Source organism: Luteolibacter pohnpeiensis (assembly GCF_016595435.1).
GTDB classification, from domain to species: Bacteria; Verrucomicrobiota; Verrucomicrobiia; order Verrucomicrobiales; family Akkermansiaceae; genus Luteolibacter; species Luteolibacter pohnpeiensis.
The window spans coordinates 62,725-77,809 of sequence record NZ_JAENIJ010000008.1; the positions used below are offsets into that span (position 1 = coordinate 62,725).

11 protein-coding genes are annotated in these 15,085 nt (G+C 53.1%); 4 read left to right on the forward strand and 7 right to left on the reverse strand.

Features of this window, described 5'->3' with window-relative positions; translation table 11 throughout:
• Positions 1-6: 6 nt before the first annotated feature.
• The 3 genes from JIN85_RS06905 to JIN85_RS06915 all read left to right on the forward strand — a co-directional run bounded on the left by JIN85_RS06905 (position 7) and on the right by JIN85_RS06915 (position 6,127).
• Complete coding sequence (locus tag JIN85_RS06905) at positions 7-2,217, forward strand: serine/threonine protein kinase (RefSeq protein ID WP_200268992.1); 2,211 nt, start codon at positions 7-9, stop codon at positions 2,215-2,217.
• 289 nt (positions 2,218-2,506) lie between these two features.
• On the forward strand, positions 2,507-5,119 hold the full coding sequence (locus JIN85_RS21910; RefSeq protein WP_200268994.1) for an autotransporter-associated beta strand repeat-containing protein: 2,613 nt from the start codon (positions 2,507-2,509) through the stop codon (positions 5,117-5,119).
• 141 nt (positions 5,120-5,260) lie between these two features.
• Positions 5,261-6,127: a LamG domain-containing protein gene (locus JIN85_RS06915; RefSeq protein ID WP_200268996.1), complete on the forward strand. Its 867-nt coding sequence runs from the start codon at positions 5,261-5,263 to the stop codon at positions 6,125-6,127.
• Between the two features lie 234 nt (positions 6,128-6,361).
• Here the strand turns inward: JIN85_RS06915 and JIN85_RS06920 are convergent, their stop codons facing one another.
• The 3 genes from JIN85_RS06920 to JIN85_RS06930 form a co-directional block, all read right to left on the reverse strand.
• Entirely contained in the window at positions 6,362-6,895 is a 534-nt protein-coding gene (locus JIN85_RS06920; RefSeq protein ID WP_200268998.1) for a hypothetical protein, read from the reverse strand.
• A 130-nt stretch (positions 6,896-7,025) separates the two neighbouring features.
• The gene (gene secA, locus JIN85_RS06925) at positions 7,026-10,199 is read right to left on the reverse strand and encodes a preprotein translocase subunit SecA (RefSeq protein ID WP_200269000.1); all 3,174 of its coding nucleotides are present in this window, start codon (positions 10,197-10,199) and stop codon (positions 7,026-7,028) included.
• Positions 10,200-10,333: 134 nt separating this feature from the next.
• On the reverse strand, positions 10,334-11,122 hold the full coding sequence (locus JIN85_RS06930; RefSeq protein ID WP_200269002.1) for an SDR family oxidoreductase: 789 nt from the start codon (positions 11,120-11,122) through the stop codon (positions 10,334-10,336).
• A gap of 90 nt (positions 11,123-11,212) precedes the next feature.
• Between JIN85_RS06930 and tilS the strand changes: the two genes are divergently transcribed.
• A complete protein-coding gene (tilS, locus tag JIN85_RS06935; RefSeq protein ID WP_200269009.1) occupies positions 11,213-12,163 on the forward strand; it encodes a tRNA lysidine(34) synthetase TilS in 951 nt (316 codons plus the stop codon).
• Here the strand turns inward: tilS and JIN85_RS06940 are convergent.
• The 4 genes from JIN85_RS06940 to JIN85_RS06955 all read right to left on the reverse strand — a co-directional run bounded on the left by JIN85_RS06940 (position 12,160) and on the right by JIN85_RS06955 (position 15,036).
• Positions 12,160-12,894 (reverse strand): DUF2459 domain-containing protein, encoded by a 735-nt coding sequence (locus tag JIN85_RS06940; protein ID WP_200269011.1) that lies wholly within the window; start codon positions 12,892-12,894, stop codon positions 12,160-12,162. The two genes, tilS and JIN85_RS06940, sit on opposite strands and share 4 nt — an antisense overlap.
• Positions 12,895-12,964: 70 nt before the next feature.
• Positions 12,965-13,297, reverse strand: a complete 333-nt coding sequence (ppnP, locus tag JIN85_RS06945) for a pyrimidine/purine nucleoside phosphorylase (RefSeq protein WP_200269013.1) — start codon at positions 13,295-13,297, stop codon at positions 12,965-12,967.
• 6 nt (positions 13,298-13,303) lie between these two features.
• Positions 13,304-13,729 (reverse strand): rhodanese-like domain-containing protein, encoded by a 426-nt coding sequence (locus JIN85_RS06950; protein WP_200269015.1) that lies wholly within the window; start codon positions 13,727-13,729, stop codon positions 13,304-13,306.
• A gap of 110 nt (positions 13,730-13,839) precedes the next feature.
• Positions 13,840-15,036 carry an FKBP-type peptidyl-prolyl cis-trans isomerase gene (locus JIN85_RS06955; protein WP_234047288.1) on the reverse strand — a complete coding sequence of 399 codons (1,197 nt, stop codon included), beginning with the start codon at positions 15,034-15,036 and terminating at the stop codon, positions 13,840-13,842.
• Positions 15,037-15,085: the final 49 nt, after the last annotated feature.

Genomic DNA, 15,085 nt, shown 5'->3' on the forward strand with positions numbered 1-15,085 from the left:
ATCATCTTGAAGGGCAATGTAGATTTCGACATGCCGGATCAACTGGATCAACATCATCTTGCGATAGAAAACGCCATCTTTGATACCGCGCTGGAGATCAAAGATGGTGAGCTGCGTGAGCTATATCTTCAAAAAACCTTCCAAGGTGACCCGGATGGCCTGGAGCGGATGAGAAACTTGTTGTCAGCAGTGGGGGAATCTGCGGCGTATTTCCTCCAAAGCAGAGTTGAGCGTGCTGAGTTAGCGGAGGATTTGATGCGGGAAATCGGCCCGGTGAATTTATCGCAACCAGAGCCTGACCCTGATGCTGAAGTTGAGGGTACGGTGATTGATCGCTATGTGCTTCTCAAGCGAATCGGCGAAGGTGGCTGCGGAGTCGTTTACGAGGCAAGGCAGGATGGCATGCGACGAACCGTAGCCCTGAAAATCATCCGTTTGGGCATGGATTCGGAATCCGTGGTTAAGCGATTCGATGCAGAACGGCATGCGCTTGAGCTCATGGATCATCCGAATATTGCACGGGTGGTCGATGCTGGCCGCACTCCTGTTGGACGCCCTTATTTCGTGATGGAGTTGGTGCGAGGACAGAAAATCACCGACTATTTCCGGTTGGAGAAGCCTGACCTTCGCGCCAAACTGCAAATCTTTTTGCAAGTCTGCCAAGCCATCCAACACGCCCACCAGAAGGGCATTGTTCACCGTGATATCAAGCCATCAAACATTCTGATAGAATCCCATGACGGCGTTGTTTTGCCGAAGGTGATCGACTTTGGAATTGCAAAGGCTACGGAAAATCCGGTTCGGGATCGGGGGGAATTGACGACGCTCGGCCAGTTCCTTGGAACACCGGCCTACATGAGCCCCGAGCAAATCGACATGGGTGGAATTGATATCGATACCCGTAGTGATATTTACAGTCTTGGGACTTTGTTGTATGAATTGTTATCCGGGAGACCTCCCTTTGACAGCGTTGAACTGACAAAGTCCGGAATGTCAGAATTGCGGCGCATTTTGTTAGAAGTCGATCCACCTATACCATCTGCTGTGGCGGAAAGCGGGGTATCTGCCTCGTTGAAAGGGGAACTCGATTGGATTGTCGTTAAAGCCATGGAGAAGGACCGGAACCGTCGTTACCAGACGGTCTACAGCCTCGCGATGGATATCCGCCGCTATCTAACCAATGAGCCGGTATTGGCTCGGCGCCCAAGGAAGCTGTATCTTATGCGAAAGTTTTTCCTGCGGAATCAGGTCGCCTGTATTTCGGGAATTATGGTGGCGATTTCATTGGTCGTTGGAATGGGAGGTGCGACCGTCATGTATCTGAAGGAGCGCAATGCATTAGCGGTCCAGGCGAGGCTCAAGGAAGAAGCGGACCGGGCAAGGTTTGTGGAAACCCATCTGAGACAGCAGGCGCAGGCACGGGCGAATGTTTCACGAGTGGCCATTCTTTTGAGCGAGGGTAAGATTCGCGAAGCCGATTTGCTACTGCAGGAAAATCCTTTGGACACGATCGAACCTTCGAAAGAGGCTGCCGATGTTTTCCGTTCAGTCGGTGGATGGAATGCAGTTTATGGTCGGTGGAATCAGGCACTTGCTTGTTTTGAATTGATGAATCAGGCAAACCGTTTGGAAGATCCACAACGGACCGTACAAGGGCTTGATCTTTTAATGACAGGGCCGACTTATCTGGAGGCTGGTGATATCGATGGGTATAAAAATTTCAGGACTGAAGCGCTATCGCGCTATTTGCCCACCCGAAATTCGTTGCAGGCTGAGCACCTGTTAAAAGTCTGCTTATTGCTGCCGGTTGATCAACAGATCCTCGAAAAACTCGCCGCTCCTGCAGACTTGTGTAGGCTTGGAACTGATAAAGTGTCAGGTCAAAACCGGTTGCCTGAATGGAATGCTCTATCTGCCGCACTCTATTGCTATCGTGCGGATCAGCTGGATGAGTGCCTGAAGTTGGCCTATCGATCCCTGGAATTCAAAGATCCGGCTGGAACGCGTGAGGCGGCGGTGAGGTGTTTGCTGGCATTGGCACTGGAGCGCAAGGCACGCCACCCTGAAGCACGTGAACAACTGCAGATCGTGCATCGGATGCTACGGGATGCATCCAACCCGTCCGATCCTGTCGACAGTCCGACGAACGGACATTGGTTTGCCTGGTCTGTCGCGCGCATTTTATGCCGTGAGGCTGATGGGCTGATTGATCTTTGAGGCAGAAAAGACCTGCGTTCAGGGGGATTTTTACGAAATCATCGAATTTCCCTGTCGGGATACGGAAGTAAAAATCGCAATAGGAAAAGGGGCGATGCTTTTGGTTTCATCCGAAACCTCAAATCGCCCTCAGGCCGCGCCAAGAGGAATAACCCACCTCACGCGTCGATCGCCCAAACCCATCATTATGAAAAACCGTCATCGATCTTTCCGTCGTCCGTTTTATCCATCTGAATTCCCGTTCGCCAACACACCTCCATCGATTCGCCAAGCATGTTCCATAGCATTCATGGCGTGGATCGGTTTTGCGGGCGTGATGCATGGAGCTGAAGTTTCATTGAGTGAAAATGATACTTTGGGCACCTCATCGTTCGCTGATGCCGGGCATTGGGATAATGCTGCAGCTCCCTCAGCTGGAAATGATTATTTTACCAACTCATTCGTGCTTCGGACACCGGCTGACGATGGCATGACCTATGTCTTTGGAGGAGATTCCCTGAAAGTCGCGACTGGTGGAAGATTACTTGGTAAAACCAAAGGCACGCAAACCATCGATTTTTCGAGTGGAGATGGTTTGATCCTGGATGGTGGAACTTTCGATCAAGCGAATTCACCGAATGACAGCACTCAATTGATCGTTACCGGGAAGATCTCAGTCTTGAGTGACTCTTTCCTTGGCGCGTTGGGCTCTGCTTCGAATGATAGTCCGAATTTTGAAGTGTTGGATGTTCAAGCACCCATATCCGGGGCAGGGGTCTATCTGAATATTGCTGGGACCGCCAACAGTGGAACCAATTCCGGGGTCGTGAAATTCAGCGCGGCAAATCCATTTTCTGGAGTCGTCACGGTGGCTGGTCCAGGCAATGGATTCACAGCCAGTGCGGTGAATCGATTGCTGCAATTGAATCATCTCGATGCTCTCCAAAATGCCACGATTTTGCTGAGCTCGACTCAGCCAAATCCATTGTCATTCGCTGCATCCGTCAATACCGGGAACTTTCGCATCGCTTCCGTGGGTGGATCGACCGATCAGATTTTGGAAGATACCAACGGTGATCCCGTAACCCTTGAAATCGGTGAGGGAGCCAGTAGTGACATGATCTATCGTGGTGCTTTCCGTGGTGCCGGAGGCCTGGTCAAAACCGGAACCAATACCATGTATTTGTTAGGGTTCGATACCTATACCGGCGATACAACCATCAAAAGCGGTGTTATCAGTCTCGATTATGCGAATTTCGATGATGGTTCCACGGTGACGGTGGATACCGGTGCAATGCTTGATCTTTACCATGGTGAAAATGACCGGGTTGCTGCATTGGTGCTCGGTGGAGTTTCACAGCCGGAAGGGATTTATGACGCAACAACCTCGCCGGACTTCATCAGTGGCACTGGAAGTATTGAGGTTAATACTGGTCCGGCAGGTCCTCAGAACATTGTCATGATTACCAGTGATACCGGTAATTTAATGGAAACCTCTTTCAATAGTGATGTCGGGCACTGGAGCAGTCCCGGCGCACCGGTTTCGCCAAATCACTACTACACCGGGCCATATACCATTCGGACAGCTGCGCTCAAGGAGTCTGGTGACGGTGGGACCTTCGCCGGAGATTCATTGCAAATTGATATCGACGGAAGATTCCTTGGGAAAGCTGGTGCTTCGATGGTGGGCAATACAGTGGTCGAAACAATTACCGTGCCGAAACTGGTCCTCAATGGTGGTTCATTCTATCAGGCGAGTGCATTTGGCAGCAGCGCGACCTTGATCGTAAATGGTACCATGGAAGTTAAAAGCGCATCGGTGTTAGGTGCCCTCGGATCAGGTGAATCGAATTCAGCCACCTGGGAAACACTGGATATCGCCTCAGTGATCAGCGGTGAAGGGGATCTAACCATTTCTGGTTCCATCAATGGCGGTGGCAATAATGGAGTGGTCCGTCTGAGTGCGGCGAACCCATATACTGGTCAAATCGCGGTTGAACAACCCGGCAATGGTGCCATCGCAAGTGAGCACCTCAGACTTCTCCAGTTGAGCCATCCGAATGCTCTCCAATACGCGACCCTCGCGCTCAACACCTATGTCCCTGACGGGATTTCCTTCGATGCTTCAGCAAATACAGCACCATTCTTGGTTGGTTGTCTAACGGGCACTGCAGATCAGTTACTAGCTGATACCGATGGCAATGCGGTAACGTTGAATATCGGTGGTAACGATGGGAGCAGTGATTACGAAGGTGCCCTGACGGGACCTGGGTCATTGGTGAAATCCGGAACCGGAACAATCACACTAAGCGGTCTGAATACCTATCAGGGATCGACCATGGTAGCAGGCGGCACGCTTCGTTTGGAGTCGGCTGGGTTGTCTGATTCATCCAAGGTCAGCATTGCTGCAAGCGGGATACTGGAATTGGATCACAATGAGACGGATGTGATTGGTGTCCTGGTGTTGGATGGGGTCGCACAAGCGCCTGGTATTTATAATTCATCAAATTCGGGCGGACATCTAACAGGTAGTGGAAGTTTGCAGGTTACGGCCACCCAAGTTGGCTTCGCTGAATTTATGAACTCCTTCTCGGGCTTGAGTTCTGAGGAGATGTTGCCGGATGCGGATCCTGATTCAGACGGATTGGTGAACTTGATGGAATATGCCTTGGATGGATTCGATCCAGTCGTTCCCAATTCGTCGGCGACATTATCAAGCGGTGAAATTTCTTACAGCAAGCGTCAGCTCGCAGTCGAAAATGACGATGTGACGTATCAGATCGAAATATCATCAACCCTAGGCACGGGATCCGATCCGTGGGTGGTCGTCACTCCGACGGTGAATGATTCATCCGTTATCTCATACACACTCCCGACGGGTTTGAATCAAATCTTCGCCCGCTTGGTAGTTCGGCAAAAATAGTCATTATGTTCACGGGATCCTCTCCAGCCTGAAATGCTAAATCATGCTGTCGGAATTGATCTTAAAAAATCGCCAATAGAACCAGAGGGCATCCCGATTTTCCGATATCCATCGGCCCCTTGATTCCACCAACCCATTAACATGAAATCTTATCATCACTTCGCATATCTCGTATCCATTCGAAATGTTGCATTGGTCAGTGCTTCCACGATCCTGCTCGCATCCACAGCATCCGCCGCCTTGGTTTCCCAATACGATTTGGAAGAAGGCACTGGAACTGTAGCTAGTCAGTCTGTCATCGGTGGAGCTCCCGATGGAAATATCGTGGGTTCGGCAACCTGGGTGTCTGGCATTGCCCCTGACTCGACCCAGGCAGTCCAGGTCGTTTCTGGAAGCCGTATCGAAATCGCTTCGAATGGAGTTTGGGGCAACCTCAGTGGCTTCAGCGTTTCTGCCTGGATACAGCCGACGGGTTTCGCAGGTTCCGGTAATACTGCAAGCCCGGTATTTTGGTTGGGAACGTCTGGTGGTAGTGCCCGTTTTACCCTTCAGATGAACGATTTCGGTGACCTTCGTGTTGGCGGTCGCCGGACAGGCACTGAAACCGACTTCAACGGCTCGCTGGTTGTGGGAACAAACGTAGGTGGCGGAACCAATGGCTCGGATTCGGATCCCATCCAGCTTGGACAAATTTACCATGTCGCAGCGACAGCCGATTATTCTACCGGCCTGCTGTCTCTCTATATCAATGGGGTTCTTGTCGCCAGTGACACCATCTCCGCCTGGGGAACAGGAACCACCGCAGATGAGCAATATGTGATCCGGATTGGATCAAACGCCGCCGGAAGTGAGCAATTCTTAGGGGTGATCGACGATGTCCGGGTTTACGATACCCAGTTGTCTGCCTCTGAGGTGGCGGCACTGGCCATACCGGAACCTACCATCGCTGCTCTCGGAGGATTCGCTCTACTAGGATGGACGCTGACAGGTCGCCGTCGTATTTCCTGAGTAGTTAACTAAGTAATTCGCCATAAGACAAACGAGTTGTTTGAATTTAAACGATTGTCTAGTGATTCAGTAAAATTTTATCGTTCGACCAAATTTCGATAGATTTTCAGAAATTAAACAATCTGTTTTATTTTATTCTCAATGAAGAATCTTTTGGCGTTACAAAAAACCACCCGAGTCGCCCTCAGTTATGCGACAAGGGTGGTGATTAGATCGAAAAACTAGGGTGATATCTTATCCTTTAATTCCAGCTAGTTCCAAGAATCGGTCGAGCGTCATAGCCACTTGGATCTGTGGCGTGGTGCGCTGAACATAGACTTTGGTGTGATCCGCATTATTTGGGATTTGTTGATAAGCCAAGTTAAGTCGGGCGATCTTTGGATCACTTTCTTCTTTGACAACCTCGCCCGTGATCGTGTTGACCAAACGAGTGAACTTGAAGCCTTTCCCAGCAAGAACTTTCACAAAAGCGTCCTCGGAAATGACTTGTTCTTTGCTAGTTGAAACTGGTGTAGCAACTGACTCGCTGCGTGGTGTTTCACGTTCGCCAGTGGCTGGGCAAACACCGCGATGTGAAGTAAGATACTTACCCGCAATATAAAGTGGGGAATCACCTGCGCGACGATAACGTGGTGTTTCTTTGAGAGTAAACTTGGTCTTAGCGGTGGTAATATCCTCAATTACAGCTTCGGGAGTCGGTACAAGACCGTTTTTCTTACGAAGCTCGAGGATTTTCTCCATTACGTCTTCAGGAATATCTATCGACATGCGGGAGGCTTAGTAGCGGACTGGCCTTCTTGCAAGTGTTTCTCAGTTAATTTATAAAAATAAATCCGGTCACGTTAGATTTACTGAAGGACAGAAACTAACGTGCCGGATTTTTAAACAAGTAATACTCTTATGCTTCTCTACCGCAGCATTGCTTGTATTTCTTACCAGAGCCGCATGGGCATGGGGCGTTGCGGCCGGTATTTTCAATCGAGAAGCTAGGCTTGCGTTTCGGCAGGCTCAATTTCGCGCCGGTGCCTTCAGGCGAGGGCAGGCCGCTTGGATCGATATCAGAAATCGAAATCGACGGGCGGCTCAGTGCTTCCTCTCCACCGTGGAGCTCTTGTGGGGCGCTGTGCAGCTGGCGAAGGAATGCTTCAAGGTTAGCGGCAGAGCGGAAGAGATTCTGAAGAGCTTCGTCCTTGATCGATCCCATCAAGCTGACGAAAAGTTCGTAAGCTTCGTTTTTGTATTCGATCAACGGATCTTTCTGACCTTGGGCGCGCAGGCCAACGCCTTCGCGGAGGGCGTCCATGTTGTAAAGGTGGGCCTGCCACTGCTTATCGATCGCAACCAGAACCATCCGGCGCTCCTCTTGATCCAGAACTTCTGGCGGCAGGTTCGTCACCCGTTGGCCATAGGCTTCCTTGACTTTGGAAACGATGAGTTTGATCAATTCGTCCTCGCTGCTGGATTCAATCTTGAGATCCGCCTCCGTCATGCGGATCGGCAGGGTGGCGTTCACCCAATGCAGCAGTTCGTTGTAGTCCTCCGACTCGCTGTCGCGATTGACCAGGAAATCATTCACTTTGGCGGAAATCGTCTCTTCGATGATTTCATCGACGAGATCGCGCGGTGTCTCGGTGGTCAGGACTTCATTGCGGTAGCCGTAAACGACCTCACGCTGTTTGTTCATGACGTCGTCGAAATCCAGAACGCGCTTCCGGCCACTGTAATTTCGCTGCTCAACGCGCTTCTGGGCGGTTTCTACCGAGCGGTTCAGCAGTGAATGCTCAAGAGCCTCTCCTTCCTTCATGCCAAACCGCTCCATCATGTTGGTCATGCGGTCAGCGGCAGCGAAGTTGCGCATCAAATCGTCCTCGAAGGAAATGAAGAATTGCGAACGACCAGGGTCTCCTTGACGGGAGCAGCGGCCACGCAGCTGGCGGTCGGTCCGGCGCGATTCGTGGCGCTCGGTGCCGATCACGTAAAGTCCTCCCAGTTCGTCAACGCCTTGGCCGAGTTTGATGTCGGTTCCCCGACCCGCCATGTTGGTGGAAACCGTCACGGCACCACGTTGTCCGGCGCGGGCAACGATTTCAGCTTCTTGTTGGTGGAACTTTGCGTTGAGCACCGCGTGTGGGATTTTCGCCCGTTTGAGCATCCGCGATACGGTTTGGGAGGCTTCAACGGAGGCGGTACCAACGAGAACCGGTTGTCCTTTAACGTGCGCTTCCTCGATCTTTTGGATCACCGCATTGAATTTTTCACGGCGGGTTTTGAAAACCTGGTCGTTGGCGTCAATGCGTCGGTTTGGACGGTTGGTTGGAATCGGCAGAACATCCAAGCGGTAAATATCGTGGAATTCCGCAGCTTCGGTTTCCGCGGTGCCGGTCATGCCTGCCAGTTTTTCGTAGAGGCGGAAATAGTTCTGGATGGTGATGGTGGCGAAAGTCTGAGTTTCCTTCTCGATTTCCACGCCTTCCTTGGCTTCCACGGCTTGGTGGAGACCGTCCGACCAGCGTCGACCGGGCATCTCACGGCCGGTGTTGTCGTCCACGATGATGACCTTGCCTTCTTTGACCACGTATTGGACGTCTTTTTCAAAGATGCAGTAAGCTTTCAGCAACTGGGAAATGTTGTGAATTTTCTCAGCTTGAGCGTCCATGCGGACCTGCATGGCGTTCTTCGCCGTAACTTTTTGCTCATCATCCAATGACGGATCGAGATCGATATCCGCAAAGGCAGTGCCCAAATCTGGAAGCACGAACGCATCCGGATCACCTGGGGAAAGGTATTCACGCCCCATTTCCATGAGGTCGGCGTCGTGTGCTTTCTCATCGATGGTGAAGTAGAGCTCTTCCTTGATTTCGAAGAGTTCTTTCTTCTGCGCATCTTGATAGAAAGAGAGCTCGGTCTTCTCAAGCAGACGGCGCATGTCTGGGTCCTCCATCATGCGCATCAGCTGGCGGTTGCGAGGTTGACCGAGTTTAACCTTGAACAGGCATCGGCCAGCGCCGGTGGTATCACCACTTTCCAGAAGCTGTTTTGCTTCAGCGGCGAGGTCGTTGCAAAGCTGAGTCTGGCGCTTCACCAGTTGATCGATCAATGGCTTGTAGCGGTCATATTGATGAGATGACTGATGCGATGGACCGGAAATGATCAGCGGCGTCCGTGCTTCATCGATGAGGATCGAGTCAACTTCGTCGATGATCGCAAGGTAGTGACCGCGTTGGACTTGTTCGTCCTTGGATGAAGCCATGCCGTTATCCCGTAGGTAGTCGAAACCGAATTCGGCGTTTGTTCCGTAGGTGATATCGCAAGCGTATTCAGCGCGGCGTTCCCATGGCGGCATTTGGTTTTGGATGCAGCCAACGGTCAGGCCAAGGAAGCGGAACAAGGTGCCCATCCACTGGGAGTCGCGGAAGGAAAGGTAGTCGTTCACCGTCACGACGTGCACGCCGAGACCGGTTAGAGCATTGAGGTAAACCGGCAGCGTCGCCACCAGGGTTTTTCCCTCACCGGTTTGCATTTCCGCAATCATGCCGCGATGAAGCGCGATACCACCGGCGAGCTGGACATCAAAGTGGACCATCTCCCAGGTCATGGCTTGCTCTGAAATCGTAACCGTGGTCCCGGACAGGCGTCGTGCACCATTCTTAACGACTGCGTAGGCCTCTGGAAGGATTTGCTCCAGATATCGGGCACGGGAGCGAACGAAATCGGGTTCGATCTCGAAAAACGCCGCTTTGGCAGCTTCGATCGCTTCCGGGGTTGCCAGAACTTGGGACGGAAGTGCAGGGAACTCCTCACGCAGCACGCCGAGGCGTTTTTCGATGGTTGCAGCGGTTGCAGCCAATTCATCGGCGCTCATGCGCAAAACCAAAGGCTTCGCCGGGGCTCCGAGGGCGTGATAGCGAGCAAGGTGGTCCTGCCATTTGGCGGTCAATTCCCGGAGCTTATCTTCCGGTTCGCGTTGCAGCGCTTCTTCAATTTCATTGATACGGGCGATCGTGGGACGAATGCGGCGAAGTTCGCGTTGGTTCTTACTACCAACGATTTTTTGGAGAATCCACTTGATCATTTTAGAATGGGGTATGGCGAGATTTGGACCGCCGGGCGGAGGGCAATATACCGGAGAAGTGTTGAGTGCAAGAGCGGGGGTTGTAATCGCGGCTGCCAACGAGTGGCATCCGGCGGATTTCAACCGATCGGAGTTTAAATGGACATGGATTCAAAGCCGCCATCGACCACCAATTCGGTGCCGGTGATGAAGGAGCCTGCGGCGGAGGAGGCGAGGAGCAAGGTGGCTCCGATCAGCTCTTCGGTGTTGCCGAATCTTGAAGTCGGCGTCTGGCGAAGAATGTCCAGAAGGCGGGATTCGTCGAGAACCTTGCGATCCTGCTCAGCTGGGAAGAAACCTGGGACCAAGGTGTTGACCCTGATGTCGTTATCAGCCCATTCGCGGGCGAGATTTCGGCTCAGGTTATGCACCGCAGCCTTCGAAGCGGAGTAGGTGAAAACCCTGGAAAGCGGGCTCAAACCCGAGATGGAACCGACGTTGATGATGGATGCCGGCTGGCATTCATCGACGAAATATTGGCCAAAAACCTGGCACGCACGGAATACCGCAGAAAGGTTGGTATCCATGATGCGCTGGTATTCTTCCTCGGTGATTTCAAGGAAAGGCGTGGGAACGTTGATCCCGGCACCGTTGATTAGAATATCGACTTTGCCTGAACGCTTCAGAACCGTATCGAGCAGTTCGTGCAAGGATTCGCGCGATGTGACATCGACGGGAACAAAATAGCCTTTGCCGCCATGGGATTCGATTTCCGCGAGACGCTTATCTGCTTTTTCGGCAATTCTTCCCCCCAAAACAACCTCGGCACCAGCGCGTGCGAGACCCACGGCCATCGCGCCGCAAACTTCTCCCGTGCCGCCGATGACGACGGCGGTTTTGCCGGACAGATCAAATAGATTTTTAAGAAACGCAGCGACTTGCATGGACTGAGAATTTAGACTGGTGATGGAAGATTCAAGGGAGAAGATGGAAGAAGATTGAAGATCCCGCATGGCTCGGGATGATCGCACTCGATGAGCGCCGATTGGTTCGATCAAATGCCGAAAACCCACCGCTGGCTGGTCGGTGTTTCTGGCGGTGCTGACTCAATGGCTCTTCTCAACTTACTCGTGGATCAGGGTTTTCGCGAGTTGGTCGTTTGTCATTTGAATCATCGCCTGCGTGGTGCCGCGGCTGATGACGATGCGGACTTTGTCGCGAATGCTGCGGATCGACTCGGGCTCAGTGTTGAAATGGGGACCGCAGACGTGCCTTCGCTCATGCAAAAATCCGGAATTTCCCTCGAAACGGCCGCCCGGGAGGCTCGCCAAGATTTCTTCGCGAACTGCGCAAGTCGCTGGCAATGTCCACGTGTCATCCTGGCTCACCATGCGGAGGATCAGGCGGAAACGGTTCTGTGGAATTTATTACGCGGTTCACATGGTTGTCGCGGGATGCAACGCGAACGGACGATGGGAGATCTCACCTATTTTCGACCGCTTTTGGGGGTTCGGCGTGCCGAATTGAGAGATTACCTACGATCCAAGGGGCTGCCATGGCGGGAAGATGCGAGCAATGCGGAGCCGATTGCAGTGCGCAATCGCTTACGGAACGAAGCCATGCCGCTACTGGCAGAAATTTCCGGGCGCGATCTGGTACAGGCACTTGGATCGGCCGCCGAATCCGATGCGGGTCTGAGAGAGATCGCAGCGTTTGCATTGCATCAGGCAGAGGTTCGCGATCCGCAGGGCAGGCTGCATTTGCCGAAAATGAGAACGCTTCCGGTTGCGCTTCAGAAAGCGGCGCTAGTGGCTTTTTTGGCAGATGCAGGAGTGGGGGATATCAGTCGCAGAACGATTTCCTGCTGCATCGAGCTCCTGTCGCCAGAAGGTCCGACGGCCGTGGATTTGGCGAACGGTAAAAGGTTGCGTCGCCGGGCGGGGCGCTTGTTGGTTGAGTCCCAGCACGGGCAGGAACTCGATTAGGACCCGGAATCTTCGGCTTCGCCTGAATCGGCTTCTTCCTCAGGGCCGTTCCAGACTTTCTCGTAGTCGTTCGGGGATTTCACCGCTTGGCGAATCACACCATTGGCGGTGATTCCGAACCACGGATTCATCTTTCCGCCGGTTGCTTCGATGGCTTGAACTGTCCACACGTTGCAGATGCGCGGGAAAAAGTAGTGGTAGCGGGATTCCAAAAGCAGGCCGCCGCCCCAGCTTGATGGGCCAATGCTGATGGGGTGATCGTTTTCATCCCAGCGACTGCATTTGTTCAAAAATGCAGCCAGTTTCGGGCCTTGATCGCGCTCCAGTAGCTTGCGATAGACTCGCTGGTGCGGGACAACATCGACGACATCCCAGGTGATTGGGATGATTTCCATGACCGCTGGCGATGGCGTGAAGAGAGCGCGGGCAGCCTTCCAAGGGCTAAGCCAGCGTTTTTCCACGTAAGCATCACGATTTCCCCAACTCATGCTGACATAGAGTGGGTGACCAAAATTCTCCGGCGGGACGAATCCGGATTCCAGCAGCCAGTCATAGGGAAACACCATCCCGGTGTGCAGGGTGTCCGCCAGCAGCCAGATCAGCACATATTTCTCTTCATCCGCCGGTTTGGCGGATGCATGAGCTTGTGGATGAGTCGTGGCTGACGAGCTCACCCGGGTGTGGATCACTTGATCTTTAACCGGCAGGCGCAGGCTGCATGAAGAAAACATGCATGCCGTGGCGATGGTAGATGTGAAAAACCGAGCGATCCGAGATCCCGACATGGCTGTGAGTTGGAACTTATTCCCCTGGGAGGAATGAGCAGATGTATTGGCAAATCACTTGCTCGGGAACCGAGATGGTGAAGCCGCTTTTTCCTGGGACATCGAAGGATGAACCCGCTTCGACAGAACGTTTTACATCGGTTCCATCAATGGTGACTTCACAAGTTCCGGCGGAAATTTCCATCAGCTCGGGCGCAGCTGTGCCGATGTGATATTCACCTGGGTAAATCAGGCCGATGGTTTTGCGTGAGCCATCAGGCAGGTGGAGCGTGTGGGAAACGACGCGACCATCAAAGTAAACATTGGCTTTGGGGTCGACGCTGACGTTCTCAAAGGTAGTCGTAGACATGGGATTTTATTCAGTGGGGAGATCTCCTTCTTTCCAGGCAGCCCAGCCGCCTTCCAGGACGTATACATCCAAGCCGCGATCCGTCAGCCAACCAGCGACTGTGCGGGAATCCGGGCATTCGGCATCCGTGCAATACAGCACCACGGGTTTTCCTGAGCGATTTGCGGCGAGGATGGCTGGTTCAAATTGTGAGAGTTTGCTGGCAAAAGCCCGTTTGGGCCAGCTGACGGCGCCAGGAACGTGGCCAAATGCGTAAACGAAACCCGGGCGAACATCGTAAATGAGTGCGCCATCTGTTTGTTGCAGCTGAAAGAATTGCTCCAACGGCATGCGGGTCATGCTGCCGACACGCTTGCCAGTCCGATCCGGAGCAGTGGAAGCTGCCGCAGAGGTCTTGGTGGTTGAGTTGGAGCGACTTTCCACACGCGCCATACGCTCCGCGTCCCTGATTTCGGAAGAAGCGGGCGGTTCTGACGAAATCTCCGCGCAGGAGTTAAAAACCAGCGCGGAGATAGCAAGAAGACAGATGAAGCGAAAACTGGTCACTTGATTTTGAACAGTTCAACATCGAACACCAGCATGCCGCCAGGGCGGCCAGCAGCAGGTTTTTCGCCGTAGGCCAGATTCGCAGGAATCCAGAAGCGGCGCTTTTCGCCTTCGACCATGAGCTGCAGACCTTCAGTCCAGCCTGGGATGACTTGGTTTAGTCCGAAGGTTGCGGTTTGACCGCGAATCACGGAGCTGTCGAACAATTTTCCGTCCGTCGTCCAGCCAGAATAGTGAACTTCGACCCGGTCGGTTGCTTTCGGATGAACGGAGCCGGTGCCTTTCTTCAAGACTTTGGAGGCGATGCCGGATTCGGTTTTTTCCGCGTCTGCAGGAGCTGCAGCGACGTCTTCAGGAACTTTTGGTCCAGATACTATCTTGTGAAGCTCCACATCGAATACGAGCATGCCAGCAGGGCGGCCTCCGGTCGTTTTTTCGCCGTAGGCGAGATTTGCAGGAATCCAGAAGCGGCGTTTTTCACCTTCGACCATCAGTTGGAGGCCCTCGACCCAACCTGGGATCACCTGGGTGACTCCGAATGTAGCAGGGCGGCCGCGCATCACGGAGCTGTCGAACATTTTGCCGTCAGTGGTCCAACCGGAGTAGTCAACAGTTACGGAATCTTCAGGGCTAGGGTGTTCGGTGCCGGTGCCTTTTTGTAAAACTTTGGAAGCGAGACCGGATTCGGTTTTCTCCGCGTCGGCAGGAGCTGCGGCGACGTCTTCGGGGACGGCGGGTGGTTTTGGAGCCTGGGTGATTTTTTGCAGCTCCACATCGAAAACGAGCATGCCCGCTGGTGCTCCAGATGGAGGATTTTCACCGTAGGCGAGATTCGCAGGAATCCAGAAGCGGCGCTTTTCGCCTTCGACCATGAGCTGGAGACCTTCGGTCCAGCCTGGGATGACCTGATTCAGTGGAAAAGTAGCAGGAGTGCCGCGTTTGACGGAGCTGTCGAATAATTTGCCGTCGGTGGTCCAGCCGGAATAGTGAACCGTTACGGTATCAGCTGCGGCAGGGTGAATGGTGCCGGTGCCTTGTTGAAGGACTTTGGAGGCCAGACCGGATGCGGTCTTTACAGCGTCTGCGGGTACAGCTTTTACGTCAGTGGGAGTCTCGGGCATGGTCGGTTCTGCTTGAGCGGTAGGGGTGAGTGCAATCACTATTGCCGCCGCGCAGGGGACAAGCGATCTCAAGGATTTCAAGTGGAAAAGCATGGCGAAAACTCTTGCGGTAAGGGCGCGC